Source organism: Acinetobacter silvestris (genome assembly GCF_002135235.1).
GTDB lineage: Bacteria > Pseudomonadota > Gammaproteobacteria > Pseudomonadales > Moraxellaceae > Acinetobacter > Acinetobacter silvestris.
The window spans coordinates 442763-460440 of the sequence record NZ_NEGB01000001.1 but is presented as its reverse complement, the minus strand read 5'-3'; the positions used below and the strand labels follow the sequence as shown (position 1 = coordinate 460440).

Genomic DNA, 17678 nt, shown 5'->3' with positions numbered 1-17678 from the left:
GCTATGATGGAAGTTACTGCTAAATTACGCGGTGCCGCTATCTCGGCACAAAAAGCACGTTTGGTTGCAGATCTAATCCGTGGCAAGTCTATTGCTCACGCGCTTAATATCTTAAACTTCAGCAATAAAAAAGCTGCGGCGATAGTGAAAAAAGCTTTGGAATCTGCTATTGCAAACGCTGAACATAATAACAGTTTAGATGTAGACGACCTTAAAGTTTCTACGATTTACGTTGATGAAGGCACTAGCCTTAAGCGTATTATGCCACGTGCTAAAGGCCGTGCAGATCGTATTACTAAGCGTACTTGTCACATCACCGTTAAGGTAGGGGTTTGATATGGGTCAGAAGGTTCATCCAATCGGTATCCGCCTAGGTGTTGTGAAACGTCATAACGCTAACTGGTATGCGAGTCCGAAACAATACGCTGAATATTTGCTTAAAGATCTTCAAGTTCGTGAGTTTTTGAATAAAAAACTTAAAAATGCGATGATCAGCAATATTCTTATCGAACGTCCTACAGGTGCTGCTAAAGTAACTATTAGCACTGCTCGTCCAGGTATCGTAATCGGTAAAAAAGGCGAAGATATTGAGAAATTACAGCGTGAACTTACTCAAATTATGGGTATTCCAGCGCAAGTAAGTATCAGCGAAATCGATCGCCCAGATTTAGACGCTCGTTTAGTTGCTGAAGCAATTGCTTCTCAATTAGAGAAACGTGTAATGTTCCGTCGTGCTATGAAGCGTGCGGTACAAAACTCGATGCGCTCTGGTGCTAAAGGTATCAAAGTTGAAGTTTCTGGTCGTTTAGGTGGTGCTGAGATTGCTCGTACTGAGTGGTATCGTGAAGGTCGTGTACCTTTGCATACACTTCGTGCAGACATCGACTACTCATCTGTACGTGCTGAAACAACTTACGGTACGATTGGTGTTAAAGTTTGGGTATTCCGTGGTGAGATCTTAGGTGGCATGAAACAAGTCATGAACCCTGCTCCTGCTGAAGAACGTCCAGCTAAACGCGGTCGCGGTCGTGGTGAAGGTCAGGAGCGTCGTGGTCGTCGCAATGATCGTTCTGCTGAAAAAGGAGAATAATCCATGTTGCAACCTAAACGTACTAAATTCCGTAAGATGCAGAAAGGCCGTAACACTGGTCTAGCACATCGCGGTAGCACAGTATCTTTTGGTACCATCGCACTTAAATCACTTGAACGTGGTCGTATGACTGCGCGTCAAATTGAGGCTGCGCGTCGTACTATTAGCCGTCGTGTTAAACGTGGTGGTAAAATCTTTATCCGTGTATTCCCAGACAAGCCAATTACTCAAAAGCCTCTTGAAGTGCGTATGGGTAAAGGTAAAGGTTCTGTGGAATATTGGGTTTGTGAAATCAAACCAGGTAAGATCCTGTACGAAATGGAAGGTGTGAGCGAAGAATTAGCACGTGAAGCGTTTGCGCTAGCGGCTGCTAAACTTCCGTTTAAAACCACTATCGTGACTCGGACGGTAATGTAATGAATACTAAAGATCTACGTGAAAAATCGGTAGAAGAGTTGACAACTTTGCTTGATGAGCAACAGTTAAACCAATTCCGTCTTCGTATGGCAAAATCAACTGGTCAATTGGGTAAATCGCACGAAGTTGCACTTACTCGTAAGACTATTGCTCGTATTAAGACCCTCCTTACCGAAAAACAGGGGAACGGACAATGAGTGAGCAAACAGTTCGCACGTTAACTGGCAAAGTCGTAAGTGACAAAATGGACAAGTCTATTGTTGTTCTTATTGAACGCCGCGTTCAACACCCGTTGTATGGCAAATCAATCCGCCGTTCAACAAAATTACACGCTCATGATGAGAATAACACCGCTAAAACTGGCGATGTTGTAACCATTAAAGAAAGCCGCCCAATTTCTAAAACTAAAGCATGGACTTTGGTTGAAGTTATTGAAGCAGCTGCTGAGTAATTAGACGTTCTTGTTGCATCATCGGTCAATTTCGAGTACTCTTTGAGCCCTTGAAATTGCGACCGGTGTTGCTCGGTTTTGGAGTAGGGCAATGATTCAAACCGAAAGTATGCTCGACGTAGCAGACAACAGTGGTGCTCGCCGCGTACAATGTATTAAAGTACTTGGTGGATCGCACCGTCGTTATGCTTCTGTTGGCGATATTATTAAAGTTACTGTAAAAGAAGCAATCCCACGTGGCCGTGTTAAAAAAGGTGACGTGATGAATGCAGTTGTAGTTCGCACTAAATTCGGTATTCGTCGTCCGGACGGTTCAGTGATCCGTTTCGATGATAATGCTGCAGTTATTTTGAACACGAACAAAGCGCCGATTGCAACTCGTATTTTTGGACCAGTGACTCGTGAACTTCGTACTGAACAGTTCATGAAAATCATTTCATTGGCTCCTGAAGTTCTATAATAGAGGCAATCATGGCTAAGATTAGAAAAGGCGATCAAGTAATTGTGATCGCAGGTAAAGAAAAAGGCAAACAGGGTACTGTTCTGTCGGTTTCTAATGACCGAGTTAAGGTTGAAGGCCTTAATTTAGTGAAGAAGCATCAAAAGCCGAATAAAGTAACTGGCGCTGAAGGCGGTATTGTTACTCAGGAAGCTTCGCTTCATATCTCGAATGTGGCGATTTTTAATGCTACAACCCAAAAGGCTGACCGTGTTGGTTACCAAGTGATTGAAGGCGTGAAAACTCGCGTTCTTAAGTCAAATGGTGAATCAGTGGCGGTAGCGAAGTAATAGGTTGAAACGGCGATGGCCAGACTTAGAACACGTTATAACGAAGAACTCAAAGCTCAGTTGAAAGAAACTTTAGCTCTTGAGAATGTAATGCAAATTCCACGCATTACTAAAATCACCATTAATATGGGTGTTGGTGCGGCTTCTGCTGATAAGAAATTATTAGACGGCGCATTATCGGACATGCAAGCAATTGCTGGTCAAAAACCAGTACTTACACTTGCGCGCAAATCAATCGCTGGTTTTAAAATCCGTGATGGTTGGCCAATTGGTTGTAAAGTTACTTTACGTGGCGACCAAATGTACGAATTCTTAGACCGTTTGATCGCGATCGCAATCCCTCGTATCCGTGACTTCCGTGGTTTCTCATCGAAATCATTTGATGGTCGTGGTAACTATTCGATGGGTTTAAAGGAACAAATCATGTTCCCTGAAATCGATTTCGATAAGATTGATCGTATTCGTGGTATGGATATTACCATTACTACGACTGCTCGCACCGATGACGAAGGCCGTGCGCTTATGCGTGCATTCGGCTTCCCGTTCAAATAAGAGGTCGATATGGCTAAGAAAAGTATGATTAATCGCGAGTTAAAACGCGAAGCTACTGTTGCTAAATTTGCTGCAAAACGTGCTGAATTAAAAGCAACGATTGCAAATGTAAATGCTAGCGAAGAAGAGCGTTTTGAAGCGATGATGAAGTTTCAAGCATTGCCGCGTAATGCATCACCGGTACGTCTTCGTAACCGTTGTGGTTTAACTGGTCGTCCTCACGGTTATTTCCGTAAGTTCGGTCTAAGCCGTAACAAATTACGTGAAACAGTAATGCAAGGTGATGTACCTGGCGTTGTTAAGGCAAGCTGGTAAGGAGCGACTATAATGAGTATGCAAGATACCGTTGCCGACATGCTAACACGTGTTCGTAACGCACAAACGGCTAAAAAACAAACAGTTTCTATGCCGAATTCTAAGTTGAAAGTTGCAATTGCAAACGTACTTCAACAAGAAGGTTATATCTCTAGTGTAGAAGTGGCTGCTAATGAAGGCAAACCTACATTAACGATTACTTTAAAATATTTTGAAGGCAAACCAGTTATTGAAACTGTGAAACGCGTAAGCCGTCCAGGTCTACGTCAGTATCGCGGTAAAGATAAGCTACCGAGCGTTAAGCAAGGTTTAGGTGTTGCAATTGTTTCTACAAGCAAAGGCATCATGACTGATCGCGCTGCACGTGCTGCAGGCATCGGTGGTGAAGTTATTGCTTTTGTTTCTTAATAGGTGATTCCTCATGTCTCGTGTGGCTAAAGCCCCAGTAACTGTACCTAATGGTGTAACAGTTACTCAGAACGGCCGGCAGGTCGAAGTGAAAGGCAGCAAAGGTACATTGTCTTTCAACCTGCATGCGCTGGTCGAGCTTAAACAGGAAGAAGGTACACTTCAACTTGCTCCAGTTAAAGAGTCGAAAGACGCTTGGATGCAAGCTGGTACTGCTCGCGCTGTTTTAAATAACCTTGTAAAAGGTGTTAGCGAAGGTTTCGAACGTAAGTTACAACTTATTGGTGTCGGTTATAAAGCTGCGGTTAAAGGTGATACTGTCAACCTTAACCTTGGTTTTTCACACCCAATCGAATACAAACTTCCTGAAGGCGTAACTGCTGAAACTCCAACTGCTACTGAAATCATTTTGAAATCAGCAAGCAAACATGTGTTGGGTCAAGTAGCTGCAGATATCCGTTCATATCGTAAACCTGAGCCTTATAAAGGTAAAGGTGTTCGTTATTCGGATGAAGTTGTTCTTCGTAAAGAAGCTAAGAAGAAATAAGGCGCGAGGTTCTTATGAACGAAAAGAAACAAACCCGTTTGCGTCGTGCGAAAAGCACACGCTTGCACATCCGTGCATTGGGTGCGACTCGTTTGTGTGTAAACCGCACGCCGCGTCACATCTATGCGCAAGTTATTTCAGCCGATGGTGGCAAAGTATTAGCGCAAGCTTCTACTTTAGATGCATCTTTGCGTAGTGGTACTACAGGTAACGTTGATGCAGCAACTAAAGTTGGTGCATTAGTCGCAGAGCGTGCGAAAGCAGCTGGTGTTACTAAAGTTGCATTTGACCGTTCTGGTTTCAAATATCATGGTCGTATCAAAGCCTTGGCTGATGCTGCTCGTGAAAACGGCTTGGAGTTCTAATCATGGCTAAAGTTGAACAAAACGAAGGTTTCGTTGAGAAACTGGTTGCCGTTGATCGTGTAGCCAAAGTTGTTAAGGGTGGTCGTATCTTCTCTTTCACAGCATTGACTGTGGTTGGTGATGGTAATGGTCGTGTAGGTTTTGGTCGTGGTAAAGCACGTGAAGTTCCAGCTGCTATTTCTAAAGCACTTGAAGCTGCTCGTCGCAACATGATTACAGTTGATCTTGCAGGTACTACTCTGCAACACCCTGTGAATGCTCGTCATGGTGCAAGCCGTGTGTATATGCAACCTGCTTCTGAAGGTACTGGCGTAATTGCTGGTGGCGCTATGCGCGCTGTTCTAGAGGCTGCTGGTGTACATAACGTACTTGCTAAATGTTACGGTTCTACTAATGCTGCTAACGTAGTTAACGCAACTTTTAAAGGTTTGCGTGATATGACTTCTCCTGAGAAAGTCGCTGCGAAACGTGGTCTTTCAGTAGCACAAATTCAAGGGTAATCAATCATGAAAACGATTAAAGTTACCCAGACTAAATCTGCTTCGCATCGTTTGAAAAATCACAAACTTTGCCTACAAGGTTTAGGTCTGCGTCGTATTGGTCATACTGTAGAAGTTCTAGATACACCTTCTAATCGTGGTATGGTCAACAAAGTTTACTATATGGTTAGTGTAGAGGAATAAGCCATGACTCTGCGTTTAAATGAGCTTGCACCTGCTGAAGGTGCAAAACGTGACAGCCGTCGTTTAGGCCGTGGTATCGGTTCTGGCGTTGGTAAGACCGGTGGCCGTGGTGTCAAAGGTCAAAACTCACGTAAAAGTGGTGGTACACGTCCAGGTTTCGAAGGCGGTCAAACTGCGTTATATCGTCGTTTGCCTAAATTCGGTTTCACTAGCCAATTGGCTTTGAAAACTGCTGAAGTACGTTTGTCTGAACTGACTAAAGTTGAAGGTGATATCGTTTCTCTTGAAACTTTAAAAGCTGCGAACGTAGTACGTAAAGATATGATTCGTGCTCGTATCGTTCTTTCTGGTGAAATCACTCGTGCATTCACTATCCAAGGTGTTGCATTGACTAAAGGCGCTAAAGCTGCTGTTGAAGCTGCTGGCGGTAAAGTCGAGGAGTAATCGCGAGTGACTATGTCTCCTAGTTCTACAGGTCATGTTAACATGATGAAAGGCCAACCATTTCATGTGAAATACCGTGAAATCATTCGTCGATTAATGTTCTTAGTTGGCGCATTAGTGGTCTTTCGACTAGGAACGCATATTCCTCTACCAGGTATCGATAATGTCGCTCTAGCACATTTTTTCAAAGCTAATGAAGGTACTTTTTTAGGTTTGTTTAATATGTTCTCGGGCGGGGCATTGGAGCGAATGTCTATTCTGGCGTTAGGAATTATGCCGTACATTTCTGCATCAATTATTGTGCAGCTGATGTCGACTGTTGTTCCTTCGCTGGAAGCATTAAAGAAAGAGGGCGAGCAGGGTAAGCGTAAGATTAATCAATATACGCGTTATGGCACACTATTACTTGCATTGGTGCAAGGTATCGGAATGTGTGCAGGGCTGATTAGTCAAGGAATTACTTTGACTTCAGGTCTTGCATTTTATATTCCAGCGCTAACTTCGTTAGTTGCAGGTACCATGTTCTTAATGTGGTTAGGGGAACAAATTACCGAACGTGGTGTTGGTAATGGTATCTCTATGATCATTTTTGCAGGGATTGTGGCAGGGCTTCCAAACTTAGTGATCCAATCATTTTCTTCAGTTGAAAATGGTCAGTCAAGCTTAATCGGTTTAGCTGTTTTTGGTTTACTCTCTTTGGCGGTTCTTGCGGCTATTATTTTTATTGAGAAAGCTCAACGTCGTATACCTGTAAACTATGCTCAAAAGCAGCAAGGGCGTCGCGTATTTACTGCACAGCAAACACATTTGCCATTGAAAATTAATATGGCAGGGGTAATTCCAGCAATTTTCGCAAGTTCGTTATTGTTGTTCCCTGCTAGTTTAGGTCAATGGTTAGGTAGTGCTGATCCAAATGCAGGAATCGTGAAGCGTTCGCTACAAGATTTGGCATTAGTGTTATCGCCTGGACAACCTTTGTATTTGGTGCTCTTCGGTGCGTTAATTATCTTTTTCTGTTATTTTTATACGGCACTAGTATTTAGTCCGAAAGAAGTAGCAGAAAACTTGAAACGCAGCGGAGCTTATGTACCTGGTATTCGCCCAGGTGAGCAAACTGCTCGTTACTTAGATCATATTCTTAATCGTTTGACGTTTATTGGTGCAATCTACATTACAATCATTTGCTTAATGCCAATGATTTTGCAGAGTTCTTTTGGTATTCCATTCCATTTGGGTGGTACCTCTTTGCTAATTGTGGTTGTCGTTGTGATGGACTTTATGGCTCAGCTACAAGCCCATCTTACTTCTCACCAGTATGATGATCAAACGTTAATGAGAAAAACGACTGCTCATCCTAAGGGATAAGCGCACTTAGAGGTTTCATTATGAAAGTTCAAGCTTCTGTAAAGAAAATTTGTGGTAGCTGTAAAGTTATCCGTCGTAATGGGGTTATTCGCGTAATTTGCAGCGCAGAACCTCGTCATAAACAGCGTCAAGGTTAATTTAATTTAGACCTGTTGATTTCAGTAGGCAAATTAGGTTATTATCCGCCCCTCAAGATTTTTGCGGGGCGGTTGATTATCTTTGCTGCCTTTTTGGAGAAAATGAATGGCTCGTATTGCCGGTGTAAACATTCCGGATAACAAGCATGCTGTTATCTCTCTTACGTATATCTTTGGTATTGGCCGCCATACTGCTAAGAACATCTTAGCTGCTGTTGGTATTGCTACTACTACTAAGATCCGTGAATTAGATGATGCTCAGCTTGATGCGATTCGTACAGAAATTGCTAAGGTTCCGACCGAAGGTGATTTACGTCGCGAAATTTCCATGAACATTAAACGTTTAATGGATTTAGGCTGCTACCGCGGTCTTCGTCATCGTCGCAGCTTGCCTGTCCGTGGACAACGCACCAAAACTAACGCTCGTACCCGTAAAGGTCCGCGCAAACCTATTAAGAAATAAGATTTCTGGAAGCTAAAAGATGGCTAAAGATACTCGCGCACGCAAGAAGGTCACTCGTACCGTCTCTGAAGGTGTTGCACACATTCACGCTTCTTTTAATAACACCATTGTGACTATTACCGATCGTCAAGGTAATGCACTGGCTTGGGCTACCTCTGGTGGACAAGGCTTCCGTGGATCACGTAAATCAACTCCGTTTGCTGCTCAGGTAGCTGCTGAAGTTGCTGGTAAAGCTGCTTTAGACTACGGTTTGAAAAACTTGGACGTCCTTGTAAAAGGTCCTGGTCCTGGTCGTGAATCTGCGGTTCGTGCTTTAGGTGCAGTGGGTTATAAAATTAACAGCATTACCGATGTGACGCCTATCCCGCACAACGGTTGTCGTCCACCTAAAAAACGTCGCGTCTAAGGAGAATCATTCATGGCTCGTTATATTGGTCCAAAATGCAAACTCTCTCGCCGCGAAGGGACAGACCTGCAACTTAAATCAGGCGTTAAACCGTTTGACGTTAAGACTAAAAAACATGCTAAAGCTCCTGGCCAACACGGTGGAGCTCGTGGTAGCAAACAATCTGAGTACTCACTACAATTACGTGAAAAACAAAAAGTACGTCGTATGTACGGTGTGTTAGAGCGTCAATTTAGTAATTACTATAAAGAAGCTGCTCGTGTTAAAGGCGCAACAGGTGAAAACTTGTTGAAATTGCTTGAAAGCCGCCTAGATAACGTTGTTTATCGCATGGGTTTTGGTTCTACACGTGCAGAAGCTCGTCAGCTTGTATCTCATCGCAGTATTACTTTGAATGGTCGTCGTGTTAACATTGCGTCAATTCAAGTTAAAGCTGGTGATGTGATTGCAGTTCACGAAGGTGCTAAACAACAATTACGTATTAAAAACGCAATTGAATTAGCTACTCAACGTGGAACGCCTTCTTGGATGGAAATTGACCATTCTAAATTAGAAGGTACGTTCAAAGCTGCACCAGATCGTTCAGATTTACCTGCTGAAATCAACGAAAGCTTGATTGTAGAATTGTATTCTAAATAATCCTTGAGGTAGCAATAATGACGCGTACTGCAAACGAGTTTCTAACTCCGCAAGCGATCAAGGTCGAAGCGGCAAGCGGGACCTCGGCAAAAGTGATTCTGGAACCGTTAGAGCGTGGCTTTGGTCATACTCTGGGTAATGCTTTACGTCGCATTCTATTATCTTCTTTACCTGGCGCAGCTGTGGTAGAAGTTGAAATAGAAGGTGTCGAGCACGAGTACAGTACTTTAGAAGGCTTGCAGCAGGACATCGTCGAGCTCTTGCTGAACCTTAAAGGATTGTCTATTAAGCTGTTCGATCAGAACGAAGCATATTTAACATTGGAAAAACAAGGTCCTGGTGATGTAACTGCCGCAGATCTTCGTTTACCGCATAATGTTGAAGTGGTTAACCCTGATCATTTGATCGGCACATTGAGTGCTTCAGGCTCATTAAAAATGCGCCTGAAAGTTTGTCAAGGCCGTGGCTATGAAACTTCTGACTCACGTTTCCCAGAAGGCGAGACTCGCCCTGTAGGTCGTTTACAGTTAGATGCTTCTTATAGTCCAATCCAACGTGTTTCTTACACCGTAGAAAATGCGCGTGTTGAACAACGTACGGATCTTGATAAATTGGTCATTGATCTTGAGACTAACGGTACAGTTGATCCAGAAGAAGCGATCCGCAAAGCGGCAACAATTTTGCAACAACAAATTGCAATTTTTGTTGATCTTCAGAAAGATCAAGCTCCTGTTGCTCAGGAACCTCGTGAAGAGGTTGACCCAATCTTGCTTCGTCCAGTGGATGATCTAGAGCTAACTGTTCGTTCTGCTAACTGTTTGAAAGCAGAAAATATTTACTACATCGGTGATTTGGTTCAACGTACTGAAGTAGAGTTGTTAAAAACTCCTAACTTAGGTAAAAAATCGTTAACTGAAATCAAAGATGTTCTGGCTTCAAAAGGCTTACAACTCGGCATGCGTTTAGAAAACTGGCCACCAGCTAGTTTACGTATGGACGATCGTTTTGCCTATCGTAGCCGTTAATTAAGTAGGACTATCACCATGCGTCATCGTAATAGTGGTGTGAAATTAGGCCGTACAAGCAGTCATCGTAAAGCGATGTTCCAAAACATGGCTAATTCTTTGTTCGAGCATGAGTTGATTAAAACAACTGTGCCTAAAGCAAAAGAATTACGTCGTGTTGCTGAGCCTTTAATCACTTTAGCTAAAAACGATACTGTTGCAAACCGTCGTTTGGCGTTTGCTCGTACTCGTTCAGCAGCAACTGTTGGTAAATTATTTACCGTTCTTGGCCCTCGTTACAAAGAACGTAACGGCGGTTATCTACGTGTGCTTAAAGCGGGCTTCCGTGCAGGTGATGCTGCACCGATGGCTTACGTTGAGCTTGTAGATCGCGAAGTAAAATAATGCGTTACTGAATAACTTTGGTTATTCTTAAAAAAGGCCGGTTAATTAACCGGCCTTTTTTACATCTATTGTTAGACAATTTTTCTCATCTGTCCTGATTTGATATGAATTCTGTCAGAAAAATACAAACTTGACATTGTGTATTGTCAGAATTATGCTTTAATAAAAATGAAACTATGAAAAGGTTATAAAAAGAACATGGAAAAGCAAGTTGATATTCTCATTGTTGGTGCGGGTATTTCTGGTTTAGGAACAGCTGCACATCTCACAAAAAATTGCCCACAACGCCAGTTTGAAATTATTGAGCGACGTGAAAGCTTTGGTGGTACTTGGGATTTATTTAAATATCCGGGTATTCGTTCCGATTCAGATATGTCAACTTTTGGTTTTAATTTTAAACCGTGGCAGAAATCTAATGTGCTGGCTGATGGAGCATCCATTAAAGGTTATTTATCGGAAGTGGTCGATGAATTTAAACTTAAACAAAAAATTCATTTTAAACATCGAGTTTTGTCTGCAAATTATGATTCTTCCATTAGTAAATGGGTGGTACAAATTGAAGATAACAACCAAAAGCAGCAGACTTGGATTGCCAATTTTGTCTTAGGCTGTACTGGTTATTACAACTATGATCAAGGGTTCCAACCCGATTTTCCAAACCAAGAAGCATTTAAGGGGCAGATGATTCATCCTCAGCATTGGCCTGAAAATTTAGATTATGCGGGTAAAAAAGTGGTGATTATTGGTAGTGGTGCAACTGCGATTACCTTGGTACCGGCTATGGCAAAAGGCGGTGCTGAACATGTCACCATGCTACAACGTTCACCGACGTATATTGCTTCCATTCCATCGGTCGATTTTGTCTATGACAAAATGCGTAAAATCCTACCGGAAGATGTAGCTTACAAATTGACTCGGGCACGTAATATTGGCATGCAACGAGGTATTTATGCACTTGCACAAAAACAGCCTAGGCTGTTGCGTAAATTGTTATTAAAGTCGATGGAGATGCAGTTGAAAGGTAAGGTGGATATGAAGCACTTTACCCCAACGTATAATCCTTGGGATCAACGTTTATGTGTTGTGCCTGATGGTGATTTATTTAAAACGTTGCGTTCAGGTAAAGCGAGTGTTGAAACGGATCAAATTGAGCAGTTTACTGAGACAGGTATTCAACTTAAATCAGGAAAACATTTAGATGCTGATATTATTGTGTCTGCTACAGGCTTAGAAATTCAAATTCTGGGTGGGATTAAAGCAACCATCGATGGGAAGCCTTTAAACACCTCAAAACATATGTTGTATCAGGGTGTTATGGTGAGTGATGTACCAAATATGGCCATGATTATTGGTTATATTAATGCATCATGGACGTTGAAAGTTGATATTGCTGCGGATTATATCTGTCGTTTAATTAACTATATGGATAAAAAAGGCTACGATGTAGTTATTCCACAAGGTGATGCCACTGAGTTGTTAGAAGACACAGTCATGGGAAGTTTGAGTTCGGGCTATATTGCTCGTGCTATTGATGTGATGCCTAAGCAAGGTAAACATGCACCATGGAAAGTGACCAATAATTATTTGGCGGACCGGAAAGAATTAAAGCATGCTTCGTTTGAAGATGATGTACTGAAATTTCACAAGCAGTCATCAGATACTTCGCGTAAACCGAAATTAGTGTCATAACATTCATTTATTCTAAAAGGGGCTTCGGCTCCTTTTTTTAATGGTGAGAATATAGAAATAAAATACAGACTGAAGGGTTTCGTTTTTACTTGAAGATCTATGATAAAAATAAACTAAAGAATAAGGAGGAAGGGCATTGGATCGCTTAGAAATAAATGAAAATTTTTTGCAGTTAGAGCAGGGACAGATTTTTATTAAACAATGGAAATCTCAACAAGCTATAGATATGAATAAAGCCCCTATCATTTTATTTCATGAGTCATTAGGTAGTGTAGATTTATGGCGTAATTTTCCTGAAAAATTAGCAATCGCAACACAACGAGAGGTAATTGCGTATGATCGCTTAGGGTTTGGAAAATCTACAGCTCGGCATGAAGCACTGGATTTTGACTTTGTGAGACAAGAAGCCAAGGATGTTTTACCTGCATTATTGCCGTTTTTAGGTTTAAAGGATTTTATGGTGATGGGGCATAGTGTGGGTGGCGGAATGGCGACCATCTGTGCAGCTTTATATCCTTTACAGTGTAAAGCTTTGATTGCTGAATCGGCTCAATCTATGGTTGAGGAGCTGACTTTGGATGGTATTCGTCGTGCCAAAGTTGCTTTTGCAGATGAGAAGTTTCTGAATCGCTTAGCGAAGTATCATGGTGATAAAACACAATGGGTCTTGGATGCATGGACTGAAACTTGGCTATCACCTGAATTTGTAACATGGGATTTGGAAGCTTATTTAACTCAAGTGCATTGCCCATTGTTAGTCATACATGGTGTGGCTGATGAATATGCAAGCCTAGCACAGCCGAAGCGTTTTGTTGATTTGGCTCAAGGTGAAACAACGTTGTGTTTAATTGAGGAATGTGGGCATTTTCCACATCAGGAAAAGTCAGAACCGGTATTGCGTAGTATTCAAAATTTTTTAGAAAAAATAGATTAAAAAATGGGGCTAAAGCCCCATTTAAATTGTGCAATTTAGAGTGAGCGTGAAATCAATTCTTTCATGATTTCATTGGTTCCTGCATAAATTCGGTTAGCACGGTTATCAATATAAGCACGTGCAATTGGGTATTCAAGCATGTAACCATAACCGCCATGTAACTGTAGGCATTCATCAACTACAGTTGAAAACATATCGGAAATTTTATATTTTGCTGCCGCAGCAGCATCTACACCGAGTTGCTCATCAAGTTGTAGTTCCATGCAGCGGTCTAAATAGGCACGGCTAAAATCAATTTCTGTGCGTAATTCTGCCAATTTAAAGCGTGAGTTTTGGAAGGTGCCAATTGGCTTGCCGAAAGCTTTACGGTCTTTAGTGTATTGTACCGTATGGGCAAAAGCGGCTTCAGAGCCTGCCTGACAAATAATGGCCACCAACATACGTTCCCAAGCGAGCTCTTTCATTAGCATGATAAAGCCCATGCCTTCCATACCTAATAAATTTTCTTTAGGAACACGGACGTTATCAAAGAACAATTCACAGGTATCTTGTCCCTTCATCCCAATTTTATTCAAGGGTTTACCCTTAGAGAAACCAACACGGTCTGCTTCAACCATAATCAGTGATAAATTGGCAGAGCCTTTCTCATTACTTCCCGTTTTACACACGACAATGGCCATATCGCATAAATAACCATTGGTAATAAAAATTTTAGAGCCATTAATAACGTAATCATCACCCTCTAGAACAGCGGTAGTACGTACACCTTGTAAGTCTGAACCTGTACCTGGCTCAGTCATCGCGATTGCTGTAATGACCTCCCCTGATGCCATTTTAGGTAACCATTTTTTCTTTTGATCCTCATTACCAAAGTTGTTGACATAGTTGGCAACAATGTCGGAATGTAAAGAAAAACCGGTAGATGAGTCCATGGCGTAGGCTTGTTCTTCAATTAAAATCATGCTGTAAAGACGATCTACACCATAACCGCCATATTCTTCAGGCATGGTCGCACAGAGTAAGCCCATTGCACCGGCTTTATTCCATAAATCACGGTCTACATGTTGTTGTGTTTCATATTTTGCAATATTTGGAACCACTTCTTTTTCATAAAATTTACGCACAGTTTCACGGAATGCTTCATGTTCAGCATTAAATAAAGTGCGTGGTAACATATTCGGTAATGGACGAACTAAGCCTGATTGCATTGTTATTGTTTCCATATGCATTGTTATAGAGTTAGGCTAAAACTATGATAAGTACAGAAAAGGTACAATGAGATGAATGCTCATTTATCCAGAATAAATGAATAATTTGGTCATTCATTGGATTTAGTTTAATTCTACTGAGCCTATCGGGTACACTAAGTTTAGTTTTTATCAATGGGGTTAAAGGTATGTTTGAACAACTCACTTTAGAAGAACGTAAAGTTATTTATCGTGCACGTCGCGGTTTAAAAGAAATAGATGTATATTTTGATCCCTATGTTAAACAACATTATTTACAAGCAGATGCTGCTGAAAAAGCAATGTTTGCTGAGTTGATTGAACAAGAAGACCCAGATTTATTAGACTGGTTTATGGAAGTGACTGAGCCACCACGTCCGGAACTGAAAGATTTTATTGTTAAACTCAAACATTATGTGCATGGTTAATATGGATTTAGCTGATATTCATCGATGTTATAAGCTGAAACCTAGCCGATTATCGGTTTTGTTTCAGTTTTTTTTATTGATGATTATTTTGATTGGTCTGTATCAGGTGGTGACAGGCATGGTTTTAGTCTGTGCTTTGGTTATTGCTGTGGTGGCTTATTTTGTATTTATACAGCGAGATCAGATTGAGCAACTGGAACAACTCGATCATTCTGAATGGACAATATCTTTTCAGAAATCACAAGCGAAGCAAACCGTATACATCGATAAAATGATTGATCATCACATTTATATTGTGATTTATTTTCAATCCAAAAATCTTAAACCGATGATCATTTGGTATGATCAATTAAGCCAATTATCTTGGAAAAGCTTAAAAATGCGGGTTGAATTAACTTAATTGTCTAACAATAGAAAGATTTTTTAATTTTTAAAAGTAATATTATTCAATGAGTTATACTTTAATAAAGTAAATTAATCTAAATTGTCTAACTGGTTAATGGAAATAATTAACTTGTATTCTTTTGTCCGACAATTATACGGTCATATTTTCAATTAAACCTGTACATTAAACAGACCAACAGCGAATGAGGAATTTCAGATGAGCGAAATTCATACCTATTGGTTTCTAGTGGTCGCTATTGTTTTAGCGATTGTAGTAGGAAGACTAGGAACTATGCTGAGGGAACAGATTGAGAAAACTCGAAACAAATAAACTCTTTTGGGAGTTTACCGTTTAATAAGTAGCATGTGCAGAACCGTCGCAGTGCTACTTTTTTTTGCCTAAAATTTGCATTAAACTCAATTTGGGTCAATTTTTTATAAAACGATAAATGACAGACTATAAAATTAAAATTAGAGTAAATACTCTTTAATTCGGATTGTGCATCTGATATTTTAATCAAAAAGGGAATAAACACAATTATATAGAGGACAGGAAGTATGTCTAAAGTCCATAAATTTAGCCAATTGCTCGTTACAGCGGTTGTTGCTTCATCTATTTTATCCGGTTGTTCGTACGTGGTTAAAACGGGTGCAAATGTCGCTTTAGGTTTTAGTGAACAACATATTGTGCCACCTATTTTAGCTGGTGGTGATGTCGATATGGCGTGTAATTCGGGTAATGCCTTAACACCTGCAATTATGGCAACCAAAGATATGGGGGCAGACCCCACCCGTATGGCTGTTTTATTATATTCTGCTGCTGGTATGTGTGCTGAAAATCGTGCCTTAGATGCCGAACTGCGTTATATGCGTGCATCGAAAGAAGGTAAGGTTTCAGAGGCACAAGATGCACGAGTAGAACAAAAGCGTTGGGCACGTCTTGCAGCAGAAAGACAATATACAGGCTATCAATTATTTGCAGAGCGTTGGCAGGCAAAATATAAATACAAATTGGGTGATTCTTGCCCAACGATGCGTAAAGACATAGATCAGACGGTGTATTTATTGGGGATGTTGAGTGGCCTACAGTCCATGACCAATGATATTAACTCGGGTGGTCAGGCCAATGTACCTAAAGACATTGCTGCTATTGTTGAGCGTGGTTTAGCATGTCTAGATAATAATAAATACTGGGGTGCGCCAATGGCGACACGTGCGGTGGTTTGGATATTATTGCCAGGTGCAGATGCAGGTAAGCCAGATCCATATCTTACGTTGCAACAATCGATGCAGATTGGCGAGCAAAAAGGTGTTCGCTTAGCGCATGCATTGAATGCTGTTGCTGCACAAGCCAGTGGTGATGATGTTAAGATTCGTGATGCACTACGAAAATATGCAGCATCTAGAGAGGATGATAAGCCGGTTAATCCTGAATTCCGTTTAGTTGATGCAATGGCTGGACAAATGATTCAAGGTGTTGCGGATCGATACTGGACAGAACATACTGGAGTACGGGCTGCTGATGATGGCATGACCACATTCTGGGATGATCAAGTTTCTGCAGGGGATGATGAGCTTTTTGAAGCTCCAGCAACGGATGGGGAATCTGCTGATGCTGCACCGCATTCATGACCTGAATCAGGTATGTATTTCGATGTAATAAGAATAAAAAGAGAAGTTGTCGTTTAGATAATTTCTCTTTTTTAATTCATGAGTACAGTTTATGAATGATAAAGCGTTGATTAAAAGAATCCTATTTCTAGCGATTGCGATGAGTTTTTCTGCTTGTTTACAGGTATTTCATCAATTTTTTATTTATTGGCGATTTTCTTTTTTTAATGAACCGTGGCGTTGGTGGACGGCACATTGGGTGCATGTTGGCTGGACACATTATTTTTTAAACATGTTGGCTTTTGCCTGTTTGCCTTTTATTTTTCCACAAGTTAAAAATCGGCATTTGATTGGTTTGCTGTTAATTTTACCGTTATTTATCAGCTTTTGTTTTTATTATTTTTATCCAAATGTTGAAGCTTATGCTGGACTTTCTGGGGTATTACATGGCTTGTATGTGGCTTGTGCGATGTATTATTTACAATTCAAAAAAGAACGAAAATTCTCAACCATTGTTTTATGTTTAGTATTGGCAAAAATTATTTGGGAAAATACCTTTGGTTCCTTACAAACGGCTGAATTAATTGGCAGTCCAATACTTGTTGAAGCCCATTTTTTGGGTGCAATCGGTGGTTTATGTGTAGCAGTCATTTATTTTTCGATACGTTATGTTCAAAGAGCATCAAGCAAGTAAAAAGAATTTTTGAATATAGTTTAAAGCTAGAAGAAGGGTGGAATAGGTGAGTCTAAATCAAGTGCTTTGAGCTAATTCACACCATTGTCTTAGAAAGCATTGCAGTCTATTTTATAAAAATCACATCGAATGCTTTAAAATCTATAAAAAGTGATAAAAATCTGTATTTTAATTTGATTCATGGCTAAATCAAGGTATCTTACTACACATACAAACTCTCATTCTAATTGTG

The 17678-nt window shown here is 40.8% G+C and carries 28 protein-coding genes and 1 pseudogene; 28 read left to right on the top strand and 1 reads right to left on the bottom strand.

The window, feature by feature from the left end; all coding sequences use genetic code 11:
• Window positions 1-6 precede the first annotated feature (6 nt).
• From rplV to B9T28_RS02135, 24 genes and pseudogenes are all read left to right on the top strand, one after another.
• The gene (rplV, locus tag B9T28_RS02250; protein ID WP_086202321.1) at window positions 7-336 is read left to right on the top strand and encodes a 50S ribosomal protein L22; all 330 of its coding nucleotides are present in this window, start codon (window positions 7-9) and stop codon (window positions 334-336) included.
• A 1-nt stretch (window position 337) separates the two neighbouring features.
• Window positions 338-1154: pseudogene (gene rpsC, locus B9T28_RS02245) on the top strand (30S ribosomal protein S3).
• Complete coding sequence (gene rplP / locus B9T28_RS02240) at window positions 1094-1507, top strand: 50S ribosomal protein L16 (RefSeq protein WP_086202319.1); 414 nt, start codon at window positions 1094-1096, stop codon at window positions 1505-1507. The pseudogene rpsC and the gene rplP overlap by 61 nt, the downstream one beginning before the upstream one ends.
• Window positions 1507-1704, top strand: coding sequence for a 50S ribosomal protein L29 (gene rpmC, locus B9T28_RS02235; protein WP_086202318.1), 198 nt, complete (start codon window positions 1507-1509; stop codon window positions 1702-1704). The genes rplP and rpmC overlap by 1 nt, the downstream gene beginning before the upstream one ends.
• Entirely contained in the window at window positions 1701-1958 is a 258-nt protein-coding gene (rpsQ, locus tag B9T28_RS02230; protein WP_004725698.1) for a 30S ribosomal protein S17, read from the top strand. The genes rpmC and rpsQ overlap by 4 nt, the downstream gene beginning before the upstream one ends.
• Window positions 1959-2049: 91 nt before the next feature.
• Window positions 2050-2418 carry a 50S ribosomal protein L14 gene (rplN, locus tag B9T28_RS02225; RefSeq protein WP_067762909.1) on the top strand — a complete coding sequence of 123 codons (369 nt, stop codon included), beginning with the start codon at window positions 2050-2052 and terminating at the stop codon, window positions 2416-2418.
• A gap of 11 nt (window positions 2419-2429) precedes the next feature.
• The gene (gene rplX, locus B9T28_RS02220) at window positions 2430-2747 is read left to right on the top strand and encodes a 50S ribosomal protein L24 (RefSeq protein ID WP_086202317.1); all 318 of its coding nucleotides are present in this window, start codon (window positions 2430-2432) and stop codon (window positions 2745-2747) included.
• 15 nt (window positions 2748-2762) lie between these two features.
• On the top strand, window positions 2763-3299 hold the full coding sequence (gene rplE, locus B9T28_RS02215) for a 50S ribosomal protein L5 (RefSeq protein WP_086202316.1): 537 nt from the start codon (window positions 2763-2765) through the stop codon (window positions 3297-3299).
• 9 nt (window positions 3300-3308) lie between these two features.
• Window positions 3309-3614: a 30S ribosomal protein S14 gene (gene rpsN / locus B9T28_RS02210; protein WP_086202315.1), complete on the top strand. Its 306-nt coding sequence runs from the start codon at window positions 3309-3311 to the stop codon at window positions 3612-3614.
• A gap of 12 nt (window positions 3615-3626) precedes the next feature.
• Window positions 3627-4022 carry a 30S ribosomal protein S8 gene (rpsH, locus tag B9T28_RS02205; protein WP_086202314.1) on the top strand — a complete coding sequence of 132 codons (396 nt, stop codon included), beginning with the start codon at window positions 3627-3629 and terminating at the stop codon, window positions 4020-4022.
• 13 nt (window positions 4023-4035) lie between these two features.
• Window positions 4036-4569, top strand: a complete 534-nt coding sequence (rplF, locus tag B9T28_RS02200; protein ID WP_086202313.1) for a 50S ribosomal protein L6 — start codon at window positions 4036-4038, stop codon at window positions 4567-4569.
• Window positions 4570-4583: 14 nt separating this feature from the next.
• Window positions 4584-4934: a 50S ribosomal protein L18 gene (rplR, locus tag B9T28_RS02195; protein WP_086202312.1), complete on the top strand. Its 351-nt coding sequence runs from the start codon at window positions 4584-4586 to the stop codon at window positions 4932-4934.
• 2 nt (window positions 4935-4936) lie between these two features.
• Window positions 4937-5434, top strand: coding sequence for a 30S ribosomal protein S5 (rpsE, locus tag B9T28_RS02190; protein ID WP_086202311.1), 498 nt, complete (start codon window positions 4937-4939; stop codon window positions 5432-5434).
• A gap of 6 nt (window positions 5435-5440) precedes the next feature.
• On the top strand, window positions 5441-5617 hold the full coding sequence (gene rpmD, locus B9T28_RS02185) for a 50S ribosomal protein L30 (protein ID WP_086202310.1): 177 nt from the start codon (window positions 5441-5443) through the stop codon (window positions 5615-5617).
• A gap of 3 nt (window positions 5618-5620) precedes the next feature.
• Window positions 5621-6061 (top strand): 50S ribosomal protein L15, encoded by a 441-nt coding sequence (rplO, locus tag B9T28_RS02180; RefSeq protein WP_086202309.1) that lies wholly within the window; start codon window positions 5621-5623, stop codon window positions 6059-6061.
• A gap of 45 nt (window positions 6062-6106) precedes the next feature.
• Window positions 6107-7426 (top strand): preprotein translocase subunit SecY, encoded by a 1320-nt coding sequence (gene secY / locus B9T28_RS02175; protein WP_171263440.1) that lies wholly within the window; start codon window positions 6107-6109, stop codon window positions 7424-7426.
• 20 nt (window positions 7427-7446) lie between these two features.
• Entirely contained in the window at window positions 7447-7563 is a 117-nt protein-coding gene (rpmJ, locus tag B9T28_RS02170; protein WP_000867907.1) for a 50S ribosomal protein L36, read from the top strand.
• Window positions 7564-7669: 106 nt separating this feature from the next.
• Window positions 7670-8026 carry a 30S ribosomal protein S13 gene (gene rpsM, locus B9T28_RS02165; protein WP_086202307.1) on the top strand — a complete coding sequence of 119 codons (357 nt, stop codon included), beginning with the start codon at window positions 7670-7672 and terminating at the stop codon, window positions 8024-8026.
• A gap of 19 nt (window positions 8027-8045) precedes the next feature.
• Window positions 8046-8432 (top strand): 30S ribosomal protein S11, encoded by a 387-nt coding sequence (gene rpsK, locus B9T28_RS02160; protein WP_004281491.1) that lies wholly within the window; start codon window positions 8046-8048, stop codon window positions 8430-8432.
• Window positions 8433-8444: 12 nt separating this feature from the next.
• The gene (gene rpsD, locus B9T28_RS02155; protein ID WP_086202306.1) at window positions 8445-9071 is read left to right on the top strand and encodes a 30S ribosomal protein S4; all 627 of its coding nucleotides are present in this window, start codon (window positions 8445-8447) and stop codon (window positions 9069-9071) included.
• 17 nt (window positions 9072-9088) lie between these two features.
• Window positions 9089-10096, top strand: coding sequence for a DNA-directed RNA polymerase subunit alpha (locus B9T28_RS02150; RefSeq protein WP_086202305.1), 1008 nt, complete (start codon window positions 9089-9091; stop codon window positions 10094-10096).
• Window positions 10097-10114: 18 nt separating this feature from the next.
• Window positions 10115-10480 carry a 50S ribosomal protein L17 gene (rplQ, locus tag B9T28_RS02145; RefSeq protein ID WP_004691290.1) on the top strand — a complete coding sequence of 122 codons (366 nt, stop codon included), beginning with the start codon at window positions 10115-10117 and terminating at the stop codon, window positions 10478-10480.
• Between the two features lie 198 nt (window positions 10481-10678).
• Window positions 10679-12169 (top strand): flavin-containing monooxygenase, encoded by a 1491-nt coding sequence (locus tag B9T28_RS02140; RefSeq protein ID WP_086202304.1) that lies wholly within the window; start codon window positions 10679-10681, stop codon window positions 12167-12169.
• 136 nt (window positions 12170-12305) lie between these two features.
• Window positions 12306-13103, top strand: coding sequence for an alpha/beta fold hydrolase (locus B9T28_RS02135; RefSeq protein ID WP_086202303.1), 798 nt, complete (start codon window positions 12306-12308; stop codon window positions 13101-13103).
• A gap of 35 nt (window positions 13104-13138) precedes the next feature.
• On the opposite strand, the gene B9T28_RS02130 is transcribed toward B9T28_RS02135, so the two are convergent.
• Complete coding sequence (locus tag B9T28_RS02130) at window positions 13139-14311, bottom strand: acyl-CoA dehydrogenase family protein (RefSeq protein ID WP_086202302.1); 1173 nt, start codon at window positions 14309-14311, stop codon at window positions 13139-13141.
• A gap of 188 nt (window positions 14312-14499) precedes the next feature.
• Between B9T28_RS02130 and B9T28_RS02125 the strand changes: the two genes are divergently transcribed.
• The 4 genes from B9T28_RS02125 to rrtA all read left to right on the top strand — a co-directional run bounded on the left by B9T28_RS02125 (window position 14500) and on the right by rrtA (window position 17446).
• On the top strand, window positions 14500-14757 hold the full coding sequence (locus tag B9T28_RS02125) for an FAD assembly factor SdhE (RefSeq protein ID WP_086202301.1): 258 nt from the start codon (window positions 14500-14502) through the stop codon (window positions 14755-14757).
• Window position 14758: 1 nt separating this feature from the next.
• The gene (locus B9T28_RS02120) at window positions 14759-15157 is read left to right on the top strand and encodes a hypothetical protein (RefSeq protein WP_086202300.1); all 399 of its coding nucleotides are present in this window, start codon (window positions 14759-14761) and stop codon (window positions 15155-15157) included.
• 542 nt (window positions 15158-15699) lie between these two features.
• Complete coding sequence (locus tag B9T28_RS02115; RefSeq protein WP_086202299.1) at window positions 15700-16773, top strand: hypothetical protein; 1074 nt, start codon at window positions 15700-15702, stop codon at window positions 16771-16773.
• A 91-nt stretch (window positions 16774-16864) separates the two neighbouring features.
• Entirely contained in the window at window positions 16865-17446 is a 582-nt protein-coding gene (rrtA, locus tag B9T28_RS02110; protein WP_086202298.1) for a rhombosortase, read from the top strand.
• The last annotated feature ends 232 nt before the right edge of the window (window positions 17447-17678 follow it).